Below are 20,056 nucleotides of genomic sequence, written 5' to 3' on the forward strand. Positions count from 1 at the left end.
ATCGGCGACTTTCCGCCCGACGGAACTGTTTCCCCAGATCTGCGGACAGCTCATTCTCGATCACACCCCTGCCCCTGTGATCGACGAGAGTGAGGCCGACATGACCGCACCTCATAACCGGACCGCCCGCAGGCGACTCCGACATTCCCTCCTCGCCTTCGCGCTGCTCGCCACCCAGGCGATCGTGTACCCCTCGCAGGTCGCGGCGGCGGAGCCGGGCGACCCGCTGGCGGCGGCCTCCCCTGCCGAAGCCGTCCACCGGGTCACCCTGCTGACCGGGGACGAGATCACCTACACCGAGCACGCGGACGGTACCCGCGCCGCCCGCATCGACGCGGCGCCGCGGACCGGCCGTGCTCCGGTCACCTTCGAGACGGTCACCACCCCCGACGGTCTCTTCGTCTATCCCTCCGATGCGCTGCCCTACCTCCACGCCGACGTGCTGGACGAGGAGCTGTTCAACCTCACCGCGCTGGTCGACGAGGGTCTGGCCGACGCAACGGCGAACTCCCTCCCGGTGCTCGCCAGCTACGACCAGGACGGAAGGCTCTCCGCCGAATCCCTGCGGACGCGGGCCGATGACCTGCCCGCGGCCCGGCCGCACACCGCCGTACGCACCCTCGGCGGGGTCGGCATGCGGGTGGACAAGGCCGAGGCCGAGAAGTTCTGGGCCGCGGTCGCGGCCGACCCCGGCACGGACGGCGAGCTGCGGCACGGCCTCACCGAACTCGAGCTGGACCGCACCGTGCGGGTCAGCCTGGACCACAGCGCGCGACAGGTCGGCGCGCCCGCGGCCTGGGACAGCGGGCTGGACGGTAGTGGCACCACGGTGGCCGTGGTGGACACCGGCATCGACGCGGACCATCCGGACCTGGCAGGCCGGGTCACCGAATCGGCCAACTTCACCTACGAGCAGGACGACACCGACTTGCATGGCCACGGCACGCATGTCGCATCCATCGCCGCGGGCAGCGGGAAGGCCTCCGGGGGCAGCTACCGGGGTGTCGCCCCCGGTGCCGAGCTGCTGTCGGCCAAGGTCTTCGACCGCTGGGGAACCGGGCCGGCATCCCAGGTCATGGCCGGGATGGAATGGGCAGTGGACCGCGGGGCCGATGTGGTCAACCTCAGCCTCGGCGCCGGGATCACCGACGGCACGGACCCGCTGGCCGAACTGGTGAACACCCTTTCGGCGAAGAACGGCACGCTGTTCGTGGTCGCCGCGGGCAACTCGGGCCCCGGCAACCGGACCGTGACCACTCCCGGCAGCGCCGACGCCGCGCTCACCGTGGGTGCGGTGGACCGGAACAACGAGCTGGCCTGGTTCAGCAGCAGGGGGCCGCGGCTTACCGATGCCGCGGTCAAACCGGAACTGGTCGCGCCGGGGGTGGATATCGCCGCCGCCCGCGCGGCGGGAACCTCCGGTGGCGCGCCCATCGGCGAGCATTACACCCGCTGGTCCGGAACCTCCATGGCCACCCCGCATGTCGCGGGCGCCGCGGCCATTCTCGCCCAGCAGCATCCCGACTGGTCCGGTGCCCGGTTGAAGGACCACCTCGTCTCCACGGCCAAGGACCTGGACCTGCCGTGGTTCGAGCAGGGCGCCGGGCTGCTGGACGTCGCCCGTGCGACCGGGCAACCGATCAGCGCTCCCGCTTCGGCCAACTTCGGCAGGCACCAGCGCAACGGCCACGACCTCCCGCGGGTACCGCAGGAGCTCACCTACACCAACACCGGTGACCGGCCGGTCTCGCTGGAGCTGTCCCTCGAGGCCAAGGGCTGGAACGGCAAACCGGCCCCGGCCGAGACCATGCGGCTGGACGAACGGAACGTCACCATCGCGCCAGGAGCCAGCGCCACCGCCACGGTATCGGTGGACCCGGATATCGGAGACAGCGGCGTGTACGGCGGCACCGTGGTCGCCACCGCGGCCGACGGCCAGTCCGTGCTCCGCACCCCGATCAGCACCTACAACGCACCCCGGCTGTTCCCGCTGGACGTGCGGGTGACCGACTCGAAAGGCAAACCCGCCAGCAGGGCCACCGTGACGATCCTCGATGACACCTCCGGCGCGGCGCACGGCAACGACCCGTTCCAGGACAGGCTCACCCACCAGGTCGACATGGTGAACGGGGCGGGCAGGGTGCTGCTGCCAGCGGGCACCTACTCCGCGCTGGGCAGGGCCATGGAATGGAGTGCGACCACCATGCGCTGGTCCGCGCTGAGCAAGTCCGAGGTGGAGGTCAAGGACCCCACGAAGATCCATCTGGACGCCACCGAAGCCGTTCCGGTACGGGTGACCGGGAACGAACCGCTGGAACAGCTGGACCGCTTCGTCGCGCTGCGCAGGGTGATTCCGGCGCAGGCAGGCAAACCCTCGTTCATGGCCGAGGTCGCACTCGGCGCCGGAGCACTGGACTGGGAGGTGTTCGCCACCCCCGCCGCGGCCACCGGACGCGGAGCGATCACCCTGCAGGACACGCTCAGCCTGCGGCCCGCGATGGTGCAGGCGAGCATCCAGGGCCGCCAGCTGCACCCGGAGTACGACGCCACCAGCCTCGCCGAGGGGTGGCCCGGTGAACACGTACTGCCGCTGGTGTTCGCCGGAGCGGGCTCGGCCGAGGACCTGACCGGTCTCGACGTGCAGGGCAAGATCGTCGTGGTCGGGCTTCCCGCGCCGCCCGACGATGCCGTCGGGGCCGGTCAGGCTTACCAGTCCGCAAGTTCGGTCGCCCGCCACGCCGCGAAGGCAGGCGCCGCGGCCGTGGTGTCCTATGTAGATGCTCCGGGCGCGCTGCCGCTGAGCGGCCTTTCCGGCTCCGGACTGCCGCATCTCTCGCTCAGCCACGAGGAGGGCGCAGCCCTGCGGGCCGAGCTGGAAAGCGGCGAGCCGAAGCTGACCGTGCGGGTGCAGCCCCAGCCGGAGCGGATGTACAACCTCAGTTACCTTGAGGAGAACGGCGTCCCGGCCGACCAGGTACGGCAGGTCGACCATGCCGAACTGATCGCGATCCCGACCACCTATCACGCGGACCGGTCCGGGCTGTCGGCGAAGAAGACCTGGTATGCCTTCCCGACCGGGCTGTGGAAGACGCAGTTCCTGCGCGGTACCGACGTTCCGGTCCCCGCGACGCTGACCGAGTACGTCGGACCGGGCAACGACCGCACGGTGTGGCGCCGGTCGGTCACCCTCTCCGGGACCGGTGCCAACGGGAGGCCGGCCAAGCTGGCGATGTACCAGCAGAATGTCTACCGTCCCGGCGAGTCCAGCCGCCCGCACGAGCACTGGTTCCGGGCACCCATGCACAGCACGGCGGTGGAGCTGCAGCCCGACAACCCCGCGCGCTACCCGGATATGGTTGATGGCTGGCGGCAGCTGTGCTCCGGCTGCCGCGGCGGTGACGGCAATCCGGACCAGTTCCTTCCGCCGCTCCAGTGGGGTGACGGGAATCCAGGGCATTTCGCCAGTCCGTACGGGAACTCCCAGCACTTCAATATCACCGAGACGAAACTGTTCCAGGGTGACCGCGAGATCCAGCCGGTGAACCAGGGCGAACCGCTCGCGCTGTTCCCGGTGTACGAGCTGGCGCCCGACCCGACCCGGTACACCCTGCGCGTACGCGACGTGATGCCGGACCGGCCGGTGGTCGGTGCGGTGAGCACCGCCCTGTTCCGGCACGCCACCCGCACCGAAACCGAGTGGAGCTTCACCGCCACCCGGCCGGACGGGACGACGCCGCGTGGCTTCAACTGCTACGGCGGCGGCACGAACTGCTCGTTCCAGCCGCTGATCCAGCTCGAGCACGACTTCCCGCTGGATCTCGCCAACCAGGCGCCTGCGGACACCCGCTTCACCTTCACCACCTCGGCGGCCTCGCACTCGGAGGCACCCGAGGGCAGCCCGGTGATGTGGCTGCGCGTGTCGTACTCCACCGACGGTGGGCAGACCTGGCAACGAGCCACCGCGAACCCGCAGGGCTCCGGTAAGTGGGCGGTGACCGTCACGCATCCGGAGCTGGCGCAGACCGACGGGTTCGTGTGGCTGCGGTCCGAGGCACGGGACGCCTCGGGGAACACGGTCAGCCAGACCATGCAGCGGGCGTACTCGCTGAAGGCCCCGCCGTCCGCGGTGCCGTCAGTCGGCGTCCGGTAGTTCCGAAGCAGGCCGTTCGGCGAGGGGCAGGGTCACCCAGCCCCTCGCCGCGGCGTGCAGCCCCGCCTGGAACCGGGTCTCCGCGCCGAGTTCCCGCATCAGCCCGTGCAGCCTGCGCTGGAAGGTGCGGTAGCTGAGCCCGAGCTGCCGCGCGATGCTGCGGTCCGGCATCCCGGTGGTCAGCAGTGCCAGCAGCCGGGTGTCCTCGGGGGAGAGCGTCCCGGCTTCCATGGCGTCCTCGTCCGGCAGCGCCAGCGGGACGGCCTCCTGCCAGAGGTTGCCGAACAGTGCGTCCAGCGCGTCCAGCAGCGCCGAAGGGTGCACGATCAGCGCGCTGTTCAGCGTCGGCGACTCCGACTGCAGCGGGATCAGGCCCAGCCGGTTGTCCGCCAGGATCATCTTGATCGGAGCGTTCGCGACCACCCGCGCCTCCTCGCCAAGCGACAGCCCGGCCTCCAGGTCAGCGCGCAGGTCGTGTACCTCCAGTGCGCGGCGGTCGTAGATCCCCCGGAACCGCACGCCCCGGCCGAGGAGGTCGCGTTCCACCGGATGCAGCGCACCGGGAAGATGTGCATATGGCGGCTTGTCGACAAACCGCACCTGCTCCCGTGCGGTGCGCATGACCTGCTCGACCCGGCTGCCGATGGCCTCGCCGCCGTGCACCACCTCGATCAGCTCGGGTGGATGCCGCCAGCTCGCCGCCTCCCGGTAGCGCTCACCCAGCTGGGCGGCGACCTTCCTTGCCTCGGACAGCTCGCGTTCCTGCTGCAGGAACAGCGCTTCCAGGGCCACCTCAGGGGCGACCGCAGCGAAGCTCTCCGGTGGGCCCGGCTGCCGGACCACCAGTCCCCGCTCCCGCAGGGCACGCAGCACCGGCCGCAGCCGTTGCGGGCTGAGTCCCAGCTCGCTGCCCAGCTCCGCCATCGTCATCGAGTTGCTTTCGATCAGGGCCTCGTACGCCGCCTGGTCGATCGGGCGGATACCGACGATGCCGAGCATGCCGGTGCCCCTCACACGGTGCCTCCCGTCCCGGTATCCGTTTTCTGCTGGTGGTGACCCTCCATTCAACCAGCGAGTACCGCCGCCGGGGAGGGCCTCATCGCACGGGGTTGCGACCCGCCATGACCGGGTATGCCCAGGACATGCAGGACCTACCCAAGGCAAGGCCAGCTGCGGCCTGCGCGGCCATGGCTCTCGCCGTGACCGCGTGCGGCAACCCGGCCCCGCTGGAGGACGAGCAGCTCGCCACGGTCGGCACCAACGGCTCGGTCGGCCAGGTCGAACTGCGCAATGTGTACGTCCAGCGGCCGCTGGACGGTGCTTACCAGACCGGTGAGGACGCACGGGTGCTGCTGACGATGGTCAACAGCGCCGAGCGGCCCGACCGGCTCGCCGAGGTGACCAGCGGGTACGCCGAGAAGGCCATGATGCGCTGGGACCGTAACTGCGACGGCACGGCGGAGCAGGTCGAGGCCATCCCGCTCACGGCGGGCGGCACGGTGCCGGCCCCGGACGGCAAGGCGGTCACCGGGCACCTGCCGTACCACGTGGAGCTGGTCTCCTTCGACCGGAAGGTGCGGGCGGGAACCACGGTGCCGGTCACCTTCGCCTTCGAGCGGGCGGGCCAGACCACCCTGGACGTGAAGGTGCAGCCGGTCCACCCTGCCGACCAGCAGCCCCGCCGGGCGTGCACCTGATCATGCCGGCGCCACTCGGCGCGGGGAACGGCCCTCCCGCCGTTTCGGCCACCGGGCCCGCCGCCCCGCCGCCGAGACTGGAGCCATGGATGTGCTGGATGGCAAGGCGGTACTGATCACCGGTGCCGGCCGCGGGCTGGGCAGGGCGTACGCGCTGCACGCGGCGGCGGCCGGGGCGATGGTGCTGGTCAACGACGTGCGCGGGGACCTGGCCGAGGAGGTGGCCGGGCAGATCCGGGAGGCGGGCGGCCGCGCCGTCGCCGACGGCAGTTCGGTGGCCGATCCGGAGGAGGCGAGCGCGCTGGTCGAGGAGTGCGTTACCCGGTTCGGCGCGCTGGACGGGCTGGTGAACAACGCGGCGGTCGGCCACCACCTGCCGCCGTGGCGGGACGACCCGGCCCGGATCCGCGCGGTGATCGAGGTGAACGTGCTGGGCTCGATGTACTGCGGGACAGCAGCCGCACGGGTCATGCACGCCCGCGGCCGCGGGGTGATCGTCAACGTGGGCTCCGGTTCCATGCTGGGGCAACGCGGGGCCGCGGCCTACTCGGCTTCCAAGGGTGCGGTGGCCTCGATGACCGCCTCCTGGGCCGCCGACCTCGCCGAGCACGGCATCCGGGTGAACGCGGTCTGCCCGCTGGCCTGGACCCCGTTGATGGAGCAGGATCCGAACGCGCACCGGCTCTCCTCCCCCGAGCAGACCCCGGAGCGGATCGCGCCCCTGGTGACCTACCTGCTCAGCGACCGCTCCGCCGGGATCACCGGGCAGCTGATCCGCTTCGTGGGGGACAAGCTCATGATCGTGCGCCAGCCCGCGCTCAAGGAGCCGGTGCTGGCGCACGAGGAGTGGACGGTGGAGGAGGTCGCGGCGGCCTTCGATGGCGAGCTCGCCGGGGCGCTGGAACCGCCGCCCGCCCAGCGCTGGGCGCTGTAGCGGTCAGGACCCGGTGCCTGCCGCGGGCTCCCGGCGGCGCCGCAGCAGGGTGTCCAGGGCGTACCGGCCGGGGCCGAGCACCGCGATCAGCAGGAAGATCCAGGAGTACAGCGCCGCGGGCTCGCCCATGTTCTGCAGCGGGAACAGGGCCGTCGGCTGGTGCACGACGAAGTAGGCGTAGGCCATCGCGCCGGAGCAGAGCACCGCGGCAGGCCGGGTGCACAGGCCGAGCGCCACCAGTGCGCCGCCGACCAGCTCGATCAGGCTGCCCCACCAGCCGGGCCACTCCAGGAAGGCGACCGCGGTGCCCTGGGTGTCGATCCCGCCGAAAGCACCGAAGCCCTGCAGGCCGTGGCAGAGGAACAGGAAGCCCGCGACGATCCGGAACCCGGCCAGCACGGCGTTGGTGGCCACGGTGTTGGTCCGGCCCGCGGTCCCGGTGGGGGCGGAGTTCGTGCTGGAGGTCGTGGTGGTGGTCATGATCGCGCCCTTTCGTAGGTGGTCGCTGTATGCCTTCACCTACGCGTCGAACCGGGCGTGCGCGGATCGACAATCCGCCCGAAGATTTTTTCCGGACTCCTCGACCTTCTCCATCAGCTCCAGCAAGGTGCGCCGCTCGCCGGCGTCCAGCGGCGCGAACAGCTCCCCCGCCGCGCGGGCCCGGAACTCGCCGAACCGGCGGCACATCACCCTGCCCTCCTCGGTCAGGGTGACCAGGGTGGAGCGCCGGTTGTCCGGGTCGATCTCCCGCCGCACCAGGCCCGCCTCCTCCAGCGCGTCCACCACCGGGGTCACCGCGCGCGGGACCACCTGCAGGCGCTCGGCCAGCTCGGCCATCCTGGGCGGGGCATCGCAGTGGCCGAGCACGGCCAGCGCCCGCGCCTGCGCGGGAGTGAGACCGAGGTCTCCCATATTGCGTCGCTGCAGGACGTGTGCGCTCTTGGCAAGCCGCAGGAGCAGCGCGCCGAGGCGCTCCTCCTCGTCACCGACATCCACGCCCTCAGCTTAACAGAGTGACAGTAACAATGAACCATGGTAACTATGAAGGTGACTCTGTAATCGCGTGCCGTTGGAGCCGCCCGTGTCCTCGCCCGAACCCGCCGCCGCTGCCGAGCACCCCGCGCAGGTCCGGCGCATCCTGCGCCTGTTCCGCCCGCACCGGGGCAAGCTGCTGGTGGTGGCCGTGCTGGTCGGGATGTCCGCGCTGGTCTCGGTGATCTCCCCGTTCCTGCTGCGCGAGGTGCTCGACGTGGCGATCCCGCAACGGGATCTGGGGCTGCTCAGCATGCTGGTGCTCGGCATGATCGGCGTCGCGGTGGCCACCAGCGTGTTCAACGTCGCTCAGACCTACCTGTCCACCCAGGTCGGCCAGGCGGTGATGCACGGGCTGCGCTCGGCGGTGTACGCCCGGCTGCAGCGGATGTCCCTTGCCTTCTTCACCCGCACCCGTACCGGGGAGATCCAGTCCCGGATCGCCAACGACATCGGCAACATGCAGGCCACCGTCACCTCGACGGCGACCTCGCTGGTCTCCAACCTCACCACGGTGGTCGCCACCGTGGTGGCCATGCTCGCGCTGGAATGGCGGCTGACCGTGGTCTCGTTACTGCTGCTGCCGGTGTTCGTGCTGGTGAGCAGGCGGGTCGGGGCGGAACGCAAGCGGATCAGCGCGCGGCGGCAGAGCCAGCTCGCCACGATGTCCGCCCGGGTGCAGGAGTCCCTCTCGGTGAGCGGGATCCTGCTCGGCCGCACCATGGGCCGGTCCGGCTCGCTCACCGAGGACTTCACCGCCGAGTCGGCCACGCTGGCGCGGCTGGAGGTCTCGGCCAGTATGGCGGGGCGGTGGCGGATGTCCACCATCCAGATCGTGATGGCCGCGCTGCCCGCACTGATCTACTGGGCGGCCGGGCTCACCCTCGCCTCCGGGGTCCCGGTGATCACCATCGGCACCCTGGTCGCCTTCGTCACCCTGCAGCAGACGCTGTTCCGGCCCGCGTACTCGCTGCTGTCCACCGGGGTGGACGTGCAGAGTTCGCTGGCCCTGTTCAGCCGCATCTTCGAGTACCTCGACCTGCCGGTGGACATCACCGAACCGCCGCGGCCGGTGCGGCCGGCCCGGATCGCGGGCGAGGTCCGCTTCGAGGGCGTCGAATTCTCCTACGAGCCCGATTCGGAGCGCACGCTGGCCGGGATCGACCTGGCCGTGCCCGCGGGCACCAGCCTGGCGATCGTCGGGGAGACCGGCTCCGGCAAGACCACGCTGAGCTACCTGGTGCCGAGGTTGTACGACGTCACCGCGGGCCGGGTCCGGATCGACGGGGTGGACGTGCGGGACCTCCCCTTCGCCACCCTTTCCGGCGCGGTCGGGGTGGTCTCCCAGGAGGCGTACCTGCTGCATGCCTCGGTCGCCGAGAACCTGCGCTTCGCCAAGCCGGACGCCGACGAGGAGGAACTCGTCGCCGCGGCGAAGGCCGCGCAGATCCACGAGCACATCGCGAGCCTGCCGGAGGGGTACGACACCCTGGTCGGCGAGCGTGGTTACCGGTTCTCCGGCGGGGAGAAGCAGCGGCTCGCGCTGGCCCGCACCATCCTGCGCGACCCGCCGATCCTGATCCTGGACGAGGCGACCAGCGCACTGGACACCCAGACCGAACGGGCTGTGCAGCAGGCCCTCGCCACCCTTTCCGCGGACCGGACCACGATCACCATTGCGCACCGGCTTTCCACCGTTCGCGACGCCGACCAGATCGTCGTGCTGGACCAAGGCCGGATCGTCGAGCGCGGAACGCATGCCGACCTGCTGGCCGCCGACGGCCACTACGCCCGCCTGGTGCGGCGCGACGGCGCCCTCACCCCGGCCGCCTGACACCCCCGAACGGCCAACGCGTGCGCATGAACGGCCAACGCGTGCGCACAGACGGCCAACACGTGCGCGTGGACGGCAAACACGCCGCCGCGATCGTGTTTGCCGTCCACACGCACGTGTTTGCTCCCCACATGCACGCGTTTGCTCCCCACGCGCATGCGTTTGCCGGGGAGCGTAGGCGAGTTTGCTGTTCGGCGGCGGTGAGAACGGGCCGTTCGGTCGATTGACGGCGGGAAAACCCGGCCTACGGTGAGAAACTACGGTTCCGCTGAAGGGATCTTGCCATGCGCACCCCTGCGTTTCTCCGTTTCCTGATCGCCTTTCTGATCGTCCCGCTGGTACTCACCGGGGTCCCGGCCGGTACCGCGGCCGCGGCCGTCCCGGACCGGTGGGGGTTCGCCTACCTGGACGACCCGACCCCGCCCGCCGGGTACGTGCCGGACACCTCCCGGCAGTGGGGCAGCTGGAAATCCGCCTTCCCCGGATCATGGGCCACTGTGGACCAACTTGGGGTCGGCATCTACCGGGTGCGGTTGCCGCATATCGGCGGGCCCGGCGGGGTGGCGCACGTGATGGCGGTCAACCCGGATCCGACCTGGTGTCAGCTGATGCGCTGGGGGCACAGCGGCGCCGACGAACTCGTCTACGTCCGCTGCCACAAACCGGGCGGCGGGCCCGCGGACTCCCGTTTCACCGTCATGTACAGCGCCAGCTCCGGCGCGCCTGCCCCGCCGGCGGGTGACTACGGTTACGTCTTCGCCGGACCGGCCGCCGCCATCCACGCCCAGTACAACTCCAGCGGTGCGGGCAACGGCGTCGGCAAGATCGGCCCCGGCCTGTGGCAGGTGAAGCTGCCCGGTCTCGGCCTCGCCGCGCACGCGGGCAACCTCCAGGCCACCGCCGTGGAGTCCCAGCAGGGCGCACGCTGCAAGGTGGCCCGGTGGCAGCCCGCGGCCGCGGGCCAGCTGGCCACCGTGCGCTGCGTGGACGCGGCGAGCAACCCGCTGGACGTCCGCTGGACGCTGAGCTACCACCTGAAGCGGTCGGTGTACGGCGCGGTGAGCCCGCCGAAGGCGTTCGCCTACCTGTGGAACACCCTCGGCTTCGCCCCGCCGGACACCAGCTTCAACTCCCAGGGCGGGGTGAACACGGTCGTGTCCGCCGGTCTCGGGATGCACCTGGTGACCTTCCCCAAGGTGGGCATGCACGCCGATCACGTGCAGGTCACCGCGTACGGAGCCGGGCCGGAGTACTGCGGGATGAACTACCCGTGGCTGAACCACGGCGGGAACGCCTACCTGCGCAACGTCATCTGCTTCGACGCGGCGGGCGCGCGCACCGACACCCGGTCACTGGTCACCTACAGCTCACGGCACTAGCTCGGGCCTCAGCCGGTACGCTCGATCGCCTCGATGATCCGTGGCCGCAGTTCCCCTGGTCGCACGATGGCGTCCACCGAGCCGACGTCCACGGCCCGCTGCACGCTGTGCACCCGGTCGAACTCGGCCGCCACCTCGCCGAGCTTCTCCGCACGCACCGAGGCACGGACATCGGCCAGCCGCGCGTTCAGCGTGACCCGCTCGGCACCGCTCGCCTCGGCCACCCGCTCCTCGAGTTCGCGCACCCGCTCGTCGTTCGCCGTCCGCTGGTTGACGTCACCGGCGAAGACCACCGCGGCCGCGGGGGCACCACCGATCACCGAGGCGAAGGAGCCCTCCACCGCCAGCACCGTCATGTTCGGGTTGAGCGCCTTGGAGAACACCACGAACGCGCCGCCGTGATAGCGGGAGATGACGCAGAACACGATCGGGCCCTCGAAGTTCACGATCGCCCTGCCGATCTCGGCGCCGTACTCCAGCTGTAGCTTGCGCAACGACTCCGGCGAGCCGTCGAAGCCGGACAGGTTCGCCAGCACGACGAGCGGGCGGTTGCCGCTGGCCGCGTTGATCGCCCGCGCGGCCTTCTTCGAGGACAGCGGGAACAGCGTGCCCGAGGTGTAGGTGTCCGGGCCGTCGGTGGGCGGGAAACCGCGCCGGGGCACGGACTTCGACTCGATGCCGAGCAGGCACACCGGCCTGCCGCCCAGATGTGCGTCCTGCACCACCGCGGTATCCGCATCGGCCATCCCTGCCCACCGTTCCAGCACCGGATGGTCCTGATCGGACACCGAGCGCAGCACGGTGCGGATGTCGAAGGACTTCTTGCGGTCCGGGTTGGACTCGGCCGAGAAGATCTGACCCACCGTGGTGAAGTCGCTGCCGGCGAGATCGTGCGGGTACCCGGAGATGTCCCGGTCGTGCGGGTCGGTGGTGCCTGCCTGGCGCGGGCCGGGTTCGCCCGGCGCGATGTAGGTGTGCTCGTAGTGCGCCATCAGCACCTCGCGGGCGGCGAACAGGTTCGGCGCCCAGTACTGCGCCTGCCCGTTCGGCCCCATCACCCGGTCGTAGCCGCCGATGCCGTAGTTGTCCTCGGCCGAGACCCCGCCGGAGAAGTCCAGTGCCTGCTTTCCGGTCAGCACCATGGCCGAGTCCGGGGTCATCACCAGGATTCCCTTGGTGTGCATGAGCATGGTGGCCTCGGCGTTCCAGTACGGCTGGGCGCCGACGTTGATCCCGGCGACCACCACGTTGATCTCGCCGCCGTCCTGGGTGAACTGCACGATCCGCTTCAGCGCGGCCGCCACCCAGTCCATGTTCTCGGTGCCGGAGTCCATCGAGATCCGGGCGCCTGCGGACAGCGCGAACCACTCCACCGGCAGCCGCATGCGCTCGGCGAGGTCCAGCGCGGCGATCACCCGCGCACACTCCGGTTCGGACAGTGCGCCCAGCGATTTGGTCGGGTCGCCGAGTAGCACCACCCTGCGAACCCCGTCCGGATGCCGCTCGGTCGGCGTGCTGACCACCCCGGCGACGATGGCCGCGGTGTTGCGCCCCTTGGGCCGGTCCACCGGCACCAGCACCCCGGACTCGTCCAGGTCGTGCTCGACGAAGGAGCCCTCCGCCCCGGCCAGCGCGTCGGTCAGCTCGTAGGGGTACACGGTGCCGCGGCTGCGCGCGCGCAGCACCTTCTGCCGGTAGCCGTCCAGCGGCTGGATCGGCTCGGTCGGCGGCTCGCCGACGCTCAGCCGCACGTCCGTGCCGTCGTAGGCGATCCGGGCGGCGACCTCGGTCAGCTCACCGGTCTCGGCGTCCCTGCGGCGCGCGAGGAACAGCACCTCCTCCAGGTCGACACCGGCGGCCGTCGGCAGCACGCGCCGCATCACCGCGCGCAGTTCCTCACTGCTCAGCTCGACCGGCGGCCATACGTAGACCAGGATCCGGTTGGTGGCGAACCGGGAGCGTGCGGGCCGGTGCCCCTGCTCCCTGCGGATCGCGTCCAGGCAGGCGGCGAGCACGTCCTCCGCCGCCGGCAGGGACAGCAGCCTGCCGTCATCGTCCCGCAGCGGGGTAAGGTCGCGCACCTGCGCCAGCGCCACCAGCCGGTCGTCGGCGGAGTTCTCCCTTGCCACGCAACGGAAGAGGTAGACCTCCTCATCCGGCGACGGCAGCCGGGTGAGGTCGAACTCGCGCAGCCGTTCCAGCTGCATGCGGTCGGCGATGAGCGGGTGCAGGCCCCGGATCAGCCGGTGCTCGACGACCCCCTCCACCGAGGGCCGGAAAGTGAAGTGGTGGTGCATCACCGCGCCACTGCGGCCTGCCACGGTGGTGGTGATCCGCTGCACCTGGTCCGGCAGCCGTTGCGCGGCCAGCACCTTGCCCAGTTCGGTGGCCATCGCCTCGGAGTCCTCCGGCTGGTCGGCCCAGCTGAGGTAGACGTCGGCGACCAGGTTCCCGTCCACCGCAAGGTTGCCGATGGTCCGGACCACGTCGGCCAGCGCGGAGAAGTCCGCCGCAGCGGCGACCACCCTGGTGTTGCCCTGCGGCCCGTGATGTCCGGCGACGACGAAGGTGTGCCCCGACTCCTGGCAGCTGTGTACATCCTCCAGCGCACGGTTGCCGTAGTAGCGGCGGGTGAGCACCTCCAGCAGCGGCGCCGGATCGGTACCCGCCCTGCCGATGCGCTGCCCGATCAGCCGCACCAGCGGTTCGGAGCAGGCCACCATCGCGGAGATCCGCTCGGCGCGGTCCGGGGAGTCCGGCTGCCGGTCGAGATGCCGCAGGTGCTTGCGCACGCCCGCGTACACCTCGGCCCGTTCCCGCCGCAGCATCGGCTGGGCGAACCAGCGGAACACCACCGTGCGCGCGAGATCGGCGGCACCGGCGAAGCGCACCTGCGTGGCGGCCACCAGGTGCTCCAGCGCCAGCCCCGCCGGTACCCGCATGGTCTCGGCCGGCGGCGGCTCGGTCAGCCACTGCCGCAGCAGGGTGCTCACCACGTCCACGTCCGAGGCGGCACGCTGCTGTGCCAGGAAGATCCGGAAGACCGCCTCCTCGAGCTCGGGCGTGCGGTCCAGTTCCTGGACCCCGTAGTGCCCGAGCACCTTGGCCAGCCGCTGCTGGAAGGTCTCGGAGAGCCCGGCGCGCTCGATATCCAGGCTCTGCAGGTAGGTGTGGAAGTACTCGCGCGGGCTGTGCACGGCCGTGTTCATCGCCGTGGTCTCGTCGGGCTGGTTACGGCTCAGTTCGGAGAGGTCGGCGAACAGCTCCAGCAGCTCGATCTCCTCGGCCAGCGGCCGCTGCCCGCCCGCGACCAGCTCCTTGCGCGCGGCGAGATAGTCGTTCAGCAGGCGGCGCTCGTCATGCGGGTCCACATCGAACCCGAGCAGCAGGCTGCGCAGATCCTGGATCCCGCGCCGAACCCGGCCCGCCGCGTCGGGCTCGCCGGGAAGCACGGGCAGCGCGAGGTCCACCTCGTTCCCCGAGCCTGCTTGCTGGTCGGCATCGGCGTCCTCGTCGCCGAGCGCCTCCAGCCGCAGCAGCGGCGCGCCGGTCTCCACCTGGCCGCCGACGGAGACCATGATCTCCCGCAGCTTCGCGCGGAACGGCGCGCGCAGCACGGTCTCCATCTTCATGCTTTCCAGCACCAGCACCGGGGAGCCCGCCTCGACCTCGGCGCCGACCTCCAGCGGAGTGGCCACCACCAGCGCGGGCGCTGGCGAGCGCACCACCCCGCCCTCGTCCCGGCTGATCCGGTGCGCCACCCCGTCCACCTCGACCAGGTGCACCGGGCCGTGGGTGGCGGTGACCAGCCGGAACCGGCGGCCGTTCACCGCGATCTGCCCGGTGTGCTGGTCGAACCGCTCGATCTCCACATCGGCGGTGTGCGGGTCGCCGTTCGCGGTGCCGATGCCGATCCGGAACCGGTGCGGGCCGACCCGCGCCACCTGTACCCGGTATCCGACACCGCGCAGCTTGAGCTCCAGCGGCCTGCCGCTCTCGTGCTGCGACTGGGGCCGCCCGCCGTGCGCGGAGGCGAGGAACCGTTGCAGCGCGACCTGCTCGGTGTCCCCGTATGCCTCGATGGCGGCCGCGGCCAGCGCGATCGCCGAATGCTGGTGGGTGACCAGCCCGCCCTCGGCGCGCACCCGGTCGATCCAGCCGGTGTCGGCGGTGGCCTCGATGACCTCGGGGCGGTCGAGCAGGTCCAGCACGAAGCTCTTGTTCGTGGCGCCGCCCTCGATGATCACCGTGGTCTGCGCCATCGCCCGGCGCAGCCTGCCCAGCGCCTCCTCGCGGTCCCGGCCGTAGGCGATGATCTTGGCGATCATCGAGTCGAAGTCGGCGGGGATGCTGTCGCCCTCGCTGACCCCGGTGTCCACCCGGACCCCGGGACCGGCAGGCAGTCCGAGCCGGATGATCCGGCCGGGTGCCGGGGCGAACTCGCGGTCCGGGTCCTCGGCGTTCAGCCGCGCCTCGATCGCGTGCCCGCTCTCCGCGGGCGGCGCGCCGCTCAGCCGCCCGCCCCCGGCCACGTGCAACTGCGCCTTCACCAGGTCCACCCCGGTGGTGGCCTCGGTGATCGGATGCTCCACCTGCAGCCGGGTGTTCACCTCGAGGAAGGAGAACAACCGCTCACCGGGGTGGTAGAGGAACTCCACCGTGCCCGCCCCGCGGTACCCCACCGCCAGCACCAGCCGCTCGGCCGCGGCCTTCAGCTCGGCAGCCTGCTCGGCGGTGAGCACCGGGGAGGACGACTCCTCGATGATCTTCTGGTTGCGCCGCTGCACCGAGCAGTCCCGCACGCCCAGCGCCCAGGCCGTGCCCTGGCCGTCGGCGATCACCTGTACCTCGACGTGCCGGGCGCCGGTGACCAGCCGCTCGAGGAAAACGACCCCGCTGCCGAAGGCTCGCTCGGCCTCCAGGCTGGTCCGCTCGTAGGCGTCGGCGAGCTCGTCCTCGCCGTTGATCACCCGGATGCCGCGGCCGCCGCCGCCTGCGGTCGCCTTCAGCATGAGCGGGTAGCCGATCCGGCGGGCCGCCTCGGTAGCCGCGTCCAGGCCGTCCACCGGACCGCCGCTCCACGGCGCCACCGGGACCCCGACCTCCTCGGCCAGCTGCTTGGCACCGATCTTGTCGCCGAGCCTGCGCATGGTGTCCGCGCTCGGGCCGATGAAGGTCACACCCAGCTTCTCGCACAGCTCGGGGAACGCCGGGTCCTCGGCAACGAAGCCCCAGCCGACCCAGGCGGCGTCCGCCCCGGTGTCGGTCAGCGCCTTGCCGAGCACCTCGAGGTCGAGGTAGGGCCGGTCGGCGGCGCGGCCGAGGTAGTGGGCCCGGTCAGCCTCCCGGACGAAGGTGGCGGTGCGGTCGGCATCGGTGTAGAGCGCGACCGTCTCGATCGGCGTCCCGGCCTCCGCGGCCAGCTCCCGGACGGCATGGATGAGCCGGACCGCGGCCTCGCCACGGTTGACGATGGCGACACGACTGAACACGAAGCGAGCCTCCCACTACGAGAACATCCCCAGGGCGAAGGACGACCGCGGCGCCATCGCCCCCACGGGACCAGACTCCCGGCTACCGCCCAGTACGAAAATAGCTTTCCTTGCGCGTCGCGGGCTCGCATCGTTGTAGGAAACCTCCAAAGAAGTCTTTGATGTGAACCTGGTCGCACCGTGGCTTGTCATCTTCCGTTCAGCCGAATTCCATCAAGGCACGACAAAAGGGGCTTATGCGTGCACCCGCGCCGCCCGGCGGGACAGTGCGACCACGCACAGGGTGGCCGCCGCCGCGAACCCGGCCAGGGCCAGGCACACCGCGTGCAGCGCGGTGGTGTAGCCGGGCCCGGCAAGGGTGCCGCCGCTGAGCGCCGCCAGCAGCGCGCCGACCACGGCGATCCCGACCGTCTCACTGGACAGCCGCGCGGCGTTGAACATGCCGGACGCGGTACCCGCGAGTTCCGGGTGCACGCTGCTGATCGCCAGCCCGTCCAGCAGCCCGGTGGACAACCCGAATCCGGCGCCGGTCAGCAGCAGCGGCAGGAACAGCCCTTGCGGGCTGCTGTCCGGGCCGATACTGACCAGCAGCAGTGCGCCCAGGCCGGTCACCGCGACCGACCCGGCCACCAGCACGACCGAGGGCACCCTGCGGGCCAGTGCCGAGCCCACCGAGGGCAGGAACACCGTCGGCGCGGTGAGCATGAGCAGCCACACGCCTGCCTCCCCCGCGCTCAGCCCGACCACCGAGATCAGGTACGAGGGCAGGTAGACCAGCAGCGGCACCAGCACCACCACGATCGCGGCCGCGGCGACGGCGGTGGCCGCGAACCCCGGGTTGGCCAGCAGGCCGAGGTTGAACATCGGGTCCTGCCTGCCGCGTTCCACCGCGGCGAAGGCCCCGCCGAGCACCACGGCCAGCACGAGCCCGCCGAGCACGACCGGATCGCCGAACCCGAGTTCCGGCCCCTCCACCATCGCGAAGATCAGCAGCAACAGGGCCGAGGTGAACAGTGCGGCACCCGGCCAGTCCACCCGGCGGCCGGGGGTGCCGGGCACCCTGGGCAGCACCGGCGACAGCAGCAGTACCACACAGGCCATCGCCGCCGGGGTGCCGAAGACGGCCCGCCAGCCCAGGGTGTCCACCAGCAGCCCGCCGACGGTGGGCCCGAAGGCCAGCCCGACCCCGAGGGTGGTGCCGAGCAGCCCGAAGGCCCGCACCCTGGCGGCGCCGTGGAAGGTCTCGGCGAGGATCGAGGAGCCGCCCGTCACCGCCGCGGCCGCACCGACACCGCCCAGCGCGCGGACGATGTTGAGCAGCACCACGTCCCCGGACACCGCGCTCAGTGCCCCACTGGCGCCGAACAGCAGCACGCCCGCGACGAACACCCGCCGCCTGCCGAGCACGTCGGCGAGGGAACCGGTGAACACCAGGAAGCTGGCGAAACAGGCGTTGTAGCCGTTGACCACCCATTGGGTCGCGGCGAGCCCGGCGCCGAGGTCGGCCCGGATGTCCGGCAGCGCGACCGAGGCCCCGGTGATGGTGAGGGGGAAGGCCGAGGTGGAAAGCAACACGGTGGCCAGCACGAGAATGCGCTTGATCACGGTCGGCACCGTATCGACGGAGCGGCCGGGCGGCGGAATCATTTTCCGCCGCCCGTGCGCCGGACCACCCCGGCTACCGGCTACCCGGCAGGGTCCGAGCCGTACGGCCTGGTGAGGGCCTCCAGGTAGTGACCGGCGGGATCGCAGAAGTAGACGCCCCTGCCCCCGTGGTTGGTGTTGTACTGCCCCGGCCGGTCACCCCGCGGGCCGGCCCAGTGCTCGATGCCCGCGGCCTGGATCCGGCCGTAGATCCCGTCGAAGTCCTCCTCGCTCACCAGGAACGCGTAGTGCTGCGGCGGGAAGTCGATCCCCGGTTCGGCGAACTGGATCAGCACCTCGCCGTCCAGCCGGACCACGAGAAAGACCCCGCCCTCCTCCGCGGGAGGAAGGCCGAAGATCTCGGTGAAAAAGGAAGCCGATTCCTGCTTGTCGCGCGCGGCGACGATAGTGTGATTGAACTGGATGGTCATTGAAGACCCTTCGAAAAATCCCGCGCCTCCATGCCTGACGCTGTCCGCCACCGGCACGCGACGCTGATTCTGATCAGATCACGACCCGGCGCGTGCTCGCAAGGCCGATCCGCACCCGGGGTTCAGCAGGCGAAGCGGGGCGCGGCCGCACTCAGCACGGTCGACCGCGGGGCCGCCGACCAGGCCGCGCCGAGCCCGTCGGACAACGCACTCAACAGGTGCGGCATCTCGGCGGCGGCCGACTCGTGCAGTGCCTCGGCGACGATCAGCACCCTCGCGGTGCTTTCCCGGACCGCGGAGCGGCCACTCTGCCGGTTGGTCCAGCGCCGGGCATGTGCCTGCTCCGCGCCATCGGCGAAGATGATCTCGCCCACCGCGGGGTGCTCGACCTCGCCGGAGAAGGTCAGGTAGCTCTCTTTCCCGGTGGCATACCGGACTTCCAGCTGGTCCACGATCCGCGCGAGGTCGAACACCGCCACCGGGACCGCGAACGCGAGCGATACGGCATTGCAGAGGTCGATCAGCGGGTGGATGCGCGGCAGCGACCGCTCCTTCCGGAATCGCCGCAACAGCGACTCGGCGGCGCAGCGGTACTGCGTCGGCTTGAGCCCCATCCGGGAGAAGGCCCGCCGCCACGCCTGGATCTCCGGCAGCTCGCCTTCCTGCGCCTGCGCCAGCCTGGCCTCGGCGACGGCGTGAAACTCCGCGATCAGCGCGCCGACTTCGGCGTCCTTGGTGATCCCTTCCGCCAGCAGCACACCGGGAACGAGGCCGGGGAAATCGCGCCAGATCTCCGCGGAATGCCGAAACTGCATGGAACCGTGAACTCCCCGTCAGCGGTCGGTGAACGCGAGCCTGGTGCCCAGTGCGAGGAAGGCACCGGCGAAACTGCGGCGCATCCAGGTCAGCACCCGCGGGCGGGAGATGACCCTGGTGCGGATCAGCGCGGCGAACCGGCCGTAGCCGAGGAACACCACGAAGGTGAGCGCCATGAACACCGCACTCAGCTCAACCATATGCGCCACCGCGTTCGGCGCGCCGGGAGCGACGAACTGCGGCAGAAACGCGAAGAAGAAAATCGTCAGTTTCGGGTTGAGAATATTGATCAGCACGCCGGAGACGATCACCTTGGTGGCCGAGCGCGGCGCGCTGTCCTGGTCGGCGGTGAGCGCCCCGGTGTTGCGCAGCATGCTCCATGCCATGTACAGCAGGTAGGCGACGCCGAGGTACTTGAGCACCTGGAAGGCGGTCGCGCTGGCATGCAGCAGGGCGGCCACGCCGGTGATGGCCGCGACCATATGCGGGATGATCCCGAGTGTGCAGCCGACCGCCGCGATCGCACTGGCCCGCGCACCCCTGGCGAGGCCCGCGGCCATCGTGTAGAGCACTCCGGTGCCGGGCGTGGCCACCACGACGAGCGAGGTCAACAGGAACTCGACACTCACGGTCCCTCCAGTACGGCG

General features: G+C 71.0%; 13 protein-coding genes. 5 read left to right on the forward strand and 8 right to left on the reverse strand.

The annotated features are described in order from the left end of the window. The first annotated feature begins 100 nt into the window (after positions 1–100). Positions 101–4,150, forward strand: a complete 4,050-nt coding sequence (locus KOI47_RS28450) for a S8 family serine peptidase (RefSeq protein ID WP_216209623.1) — start codon at positions 101–103, stop codon at positions 4,148–4,150. Here KOI47_RS28450 and KOI47_RS28455 read toward each other — a convergent pair. Continuing rightward, positions 4,133–5,164 (reverse strand): helix-turn-helix domain-containing protein, encoded by a 1,032-nt coding sequence (locus KOI47_RS28455; protein ID WP_332461429.1) that lies wholly within the window; start codon positions 5,162–5,164, stop codon positions 4,133–4,135. The genes KOI47_RS28450 and KOI47_RS28455 overlap by 18 nt on opposite strands. 107 nt (positions 5,165–5,271) lie before the next feature. Between KOI47_RS28455 and KOI47_RS28460 the strand changes: the two genes are divergently transcribed. Both KOI47_RS28460 and KOI47_RS28465 read left to right on the forward strand, forming a co-directional pair. Next, positions 5,272–5,847 (forward strand): copper chaperone PCu(A)C, encoded by a 576-nt coding sequence (locus tag KOI47_RS28460; protein WP_216209624.1) that lies wholly within the window; start codon positions 5,272–5,274, stop codon positions 5,845–5,847. 85 nt (positions 5,848–5,932) lie between these two features. Next, a complete protein-coding gene (locus KOI47_RS28465; protein ID WP_216209626.1) occupies positions 5,933–6,781 on the forward strand; it encodes an SDR family NAD(P)-dependent oxidoreductase in 849 nt (282 codons plus the stop codon). Between the two features lie 3 nt (positions 6,782–6,784). On the opposite strand, the gene KOI47_RS28470 is transcribed toward KOI47_RS28465, so the two are convergent. Continuing rightward, positions 6,785–7,261, reverse strand: coding sequence for a DoxX family protein (locus KOI47_RS28470; protein ID WP_216209628.1), 477 nt, complete (start codon positions 7,259–7,261; stop codon positions 6,785–6,787). A gap of 39 nt (positions 7,262–7,300) precedes the next feature. Further along, positions 7,301–7,777, reverse strand: a complete 477-nt coding sequence (locus KOI47_RS28475) for a MarR family winged helix-turn-helix transcriptional regulator (RefSeq protein WP_216209630.1) — start codon at positions 7,775–7,777, stop codon at positions 7,301–7,303. 85 nt (positions 7,778–7,862) lie between these two features. Here KOI47_RS28475 and KOI47_RS28480 point away from each other — a divergent pair, with 85 nt between their 5' ends. Continuing rightward, positions 7,863–9,647, forward strand: a complete 1,785-nt coding sequence (locus tag KOI47_RS28480) for an ABC transporter ATP-binding protein (RefSeq protein WP_269756667.1) — start codon at positions 7,863–7,865, stop codon at positions 9,645–9,647. Between the two features lie 284 nt (positions 9,648–9,931). Continuing rightward, complete coding sequence (locus tag KOI47_RS28485) at positions 9,932–11,026, forward strand: hypothetical protein (protein ID WP_216209634.1); 1,095 nt, start codon at positions 9,932–9,934, stop codon at positions 11,024–11,026. Between the two features lie 8 nt (positions 11,027–11,034). Here the strand turns inward: KOI47_RS28485 and KOI47_RS28490 are convergent, their stop codons facing one another. The 5 genes from KOI47_RS28490 to KOI47_RS28510 form a co-directional block, all read right to left on the reverse strand. Beyond that, positions 11,035–16,518 (reverse strand): ATP-binding protein, encoded by a 5,484-nt coding sequence (locus KOI47_RS28490; protein ID WP_216209636.1) that lies wholly within the window; start codon positions 16,516–16,518, stop codon positions 11,035–11,037. 234 nt (positions 16,519–16,752) lie between these two features. Beyond that, a complete protein-coding gene (locus tag KOI47_RS28495; protein WP_216209638.1) occupies positions 16,753–18,123 on the reverse strand; it encodes an MFS transporter in 1,371 nt (456 codons plus the stop codon). Positions 18,124–18,203: 80 nt separating this feature from the next. After that, positions 18,204–18,593 carry a VOC family protein gene (locus KOI47_RS28500; RefSeq protein WP_216209640.1) on the reverse strand — a complete coding sequence of 130 codons (390 nt, stop codon included), beginning with the start codon at positions 18,591–18,593 and terminating at the stop codon, positions 18,204–18,206. A gap of 122 nt (positions 18,594–18,715) precedes the next feature. Further along, on the reverse strand, positions 18,716–19,408 hold the full coding sequence (locus KOI47_RS28505; RefSeq protein ID WP_216209642.1) for a B3/B4 domain-containing protein: 693 nt from the start codon (positions 19,406–19,408) through the stop codon (positions 18,716–18,718). A gap of 18 nt (positions 19,409–19,426) precedes the next feature. After that, complete coding sequence (locus tag KOI47_RS28510) at positions 19,427–20,038, reverse strand: LysE family translocator (protein WP_216209644.1); 612 nt, start codon at positions 20,036–20,038, stop codon at positions 19,427–19,429. Positions 20,039–20,056: the final 18 nt, after the last annotated feature.

The organism is Amycolatopsis aidingensis (assembly GCF_018885265.1).
GTDB classification, from domain to species: domain Bacteria; phylum Actinomycetota; class Actinomycetes; order Mycobacteriales; family Pseudonocardiaceae; genus Amycolatopsis; species Amycolatopsis aidingensis.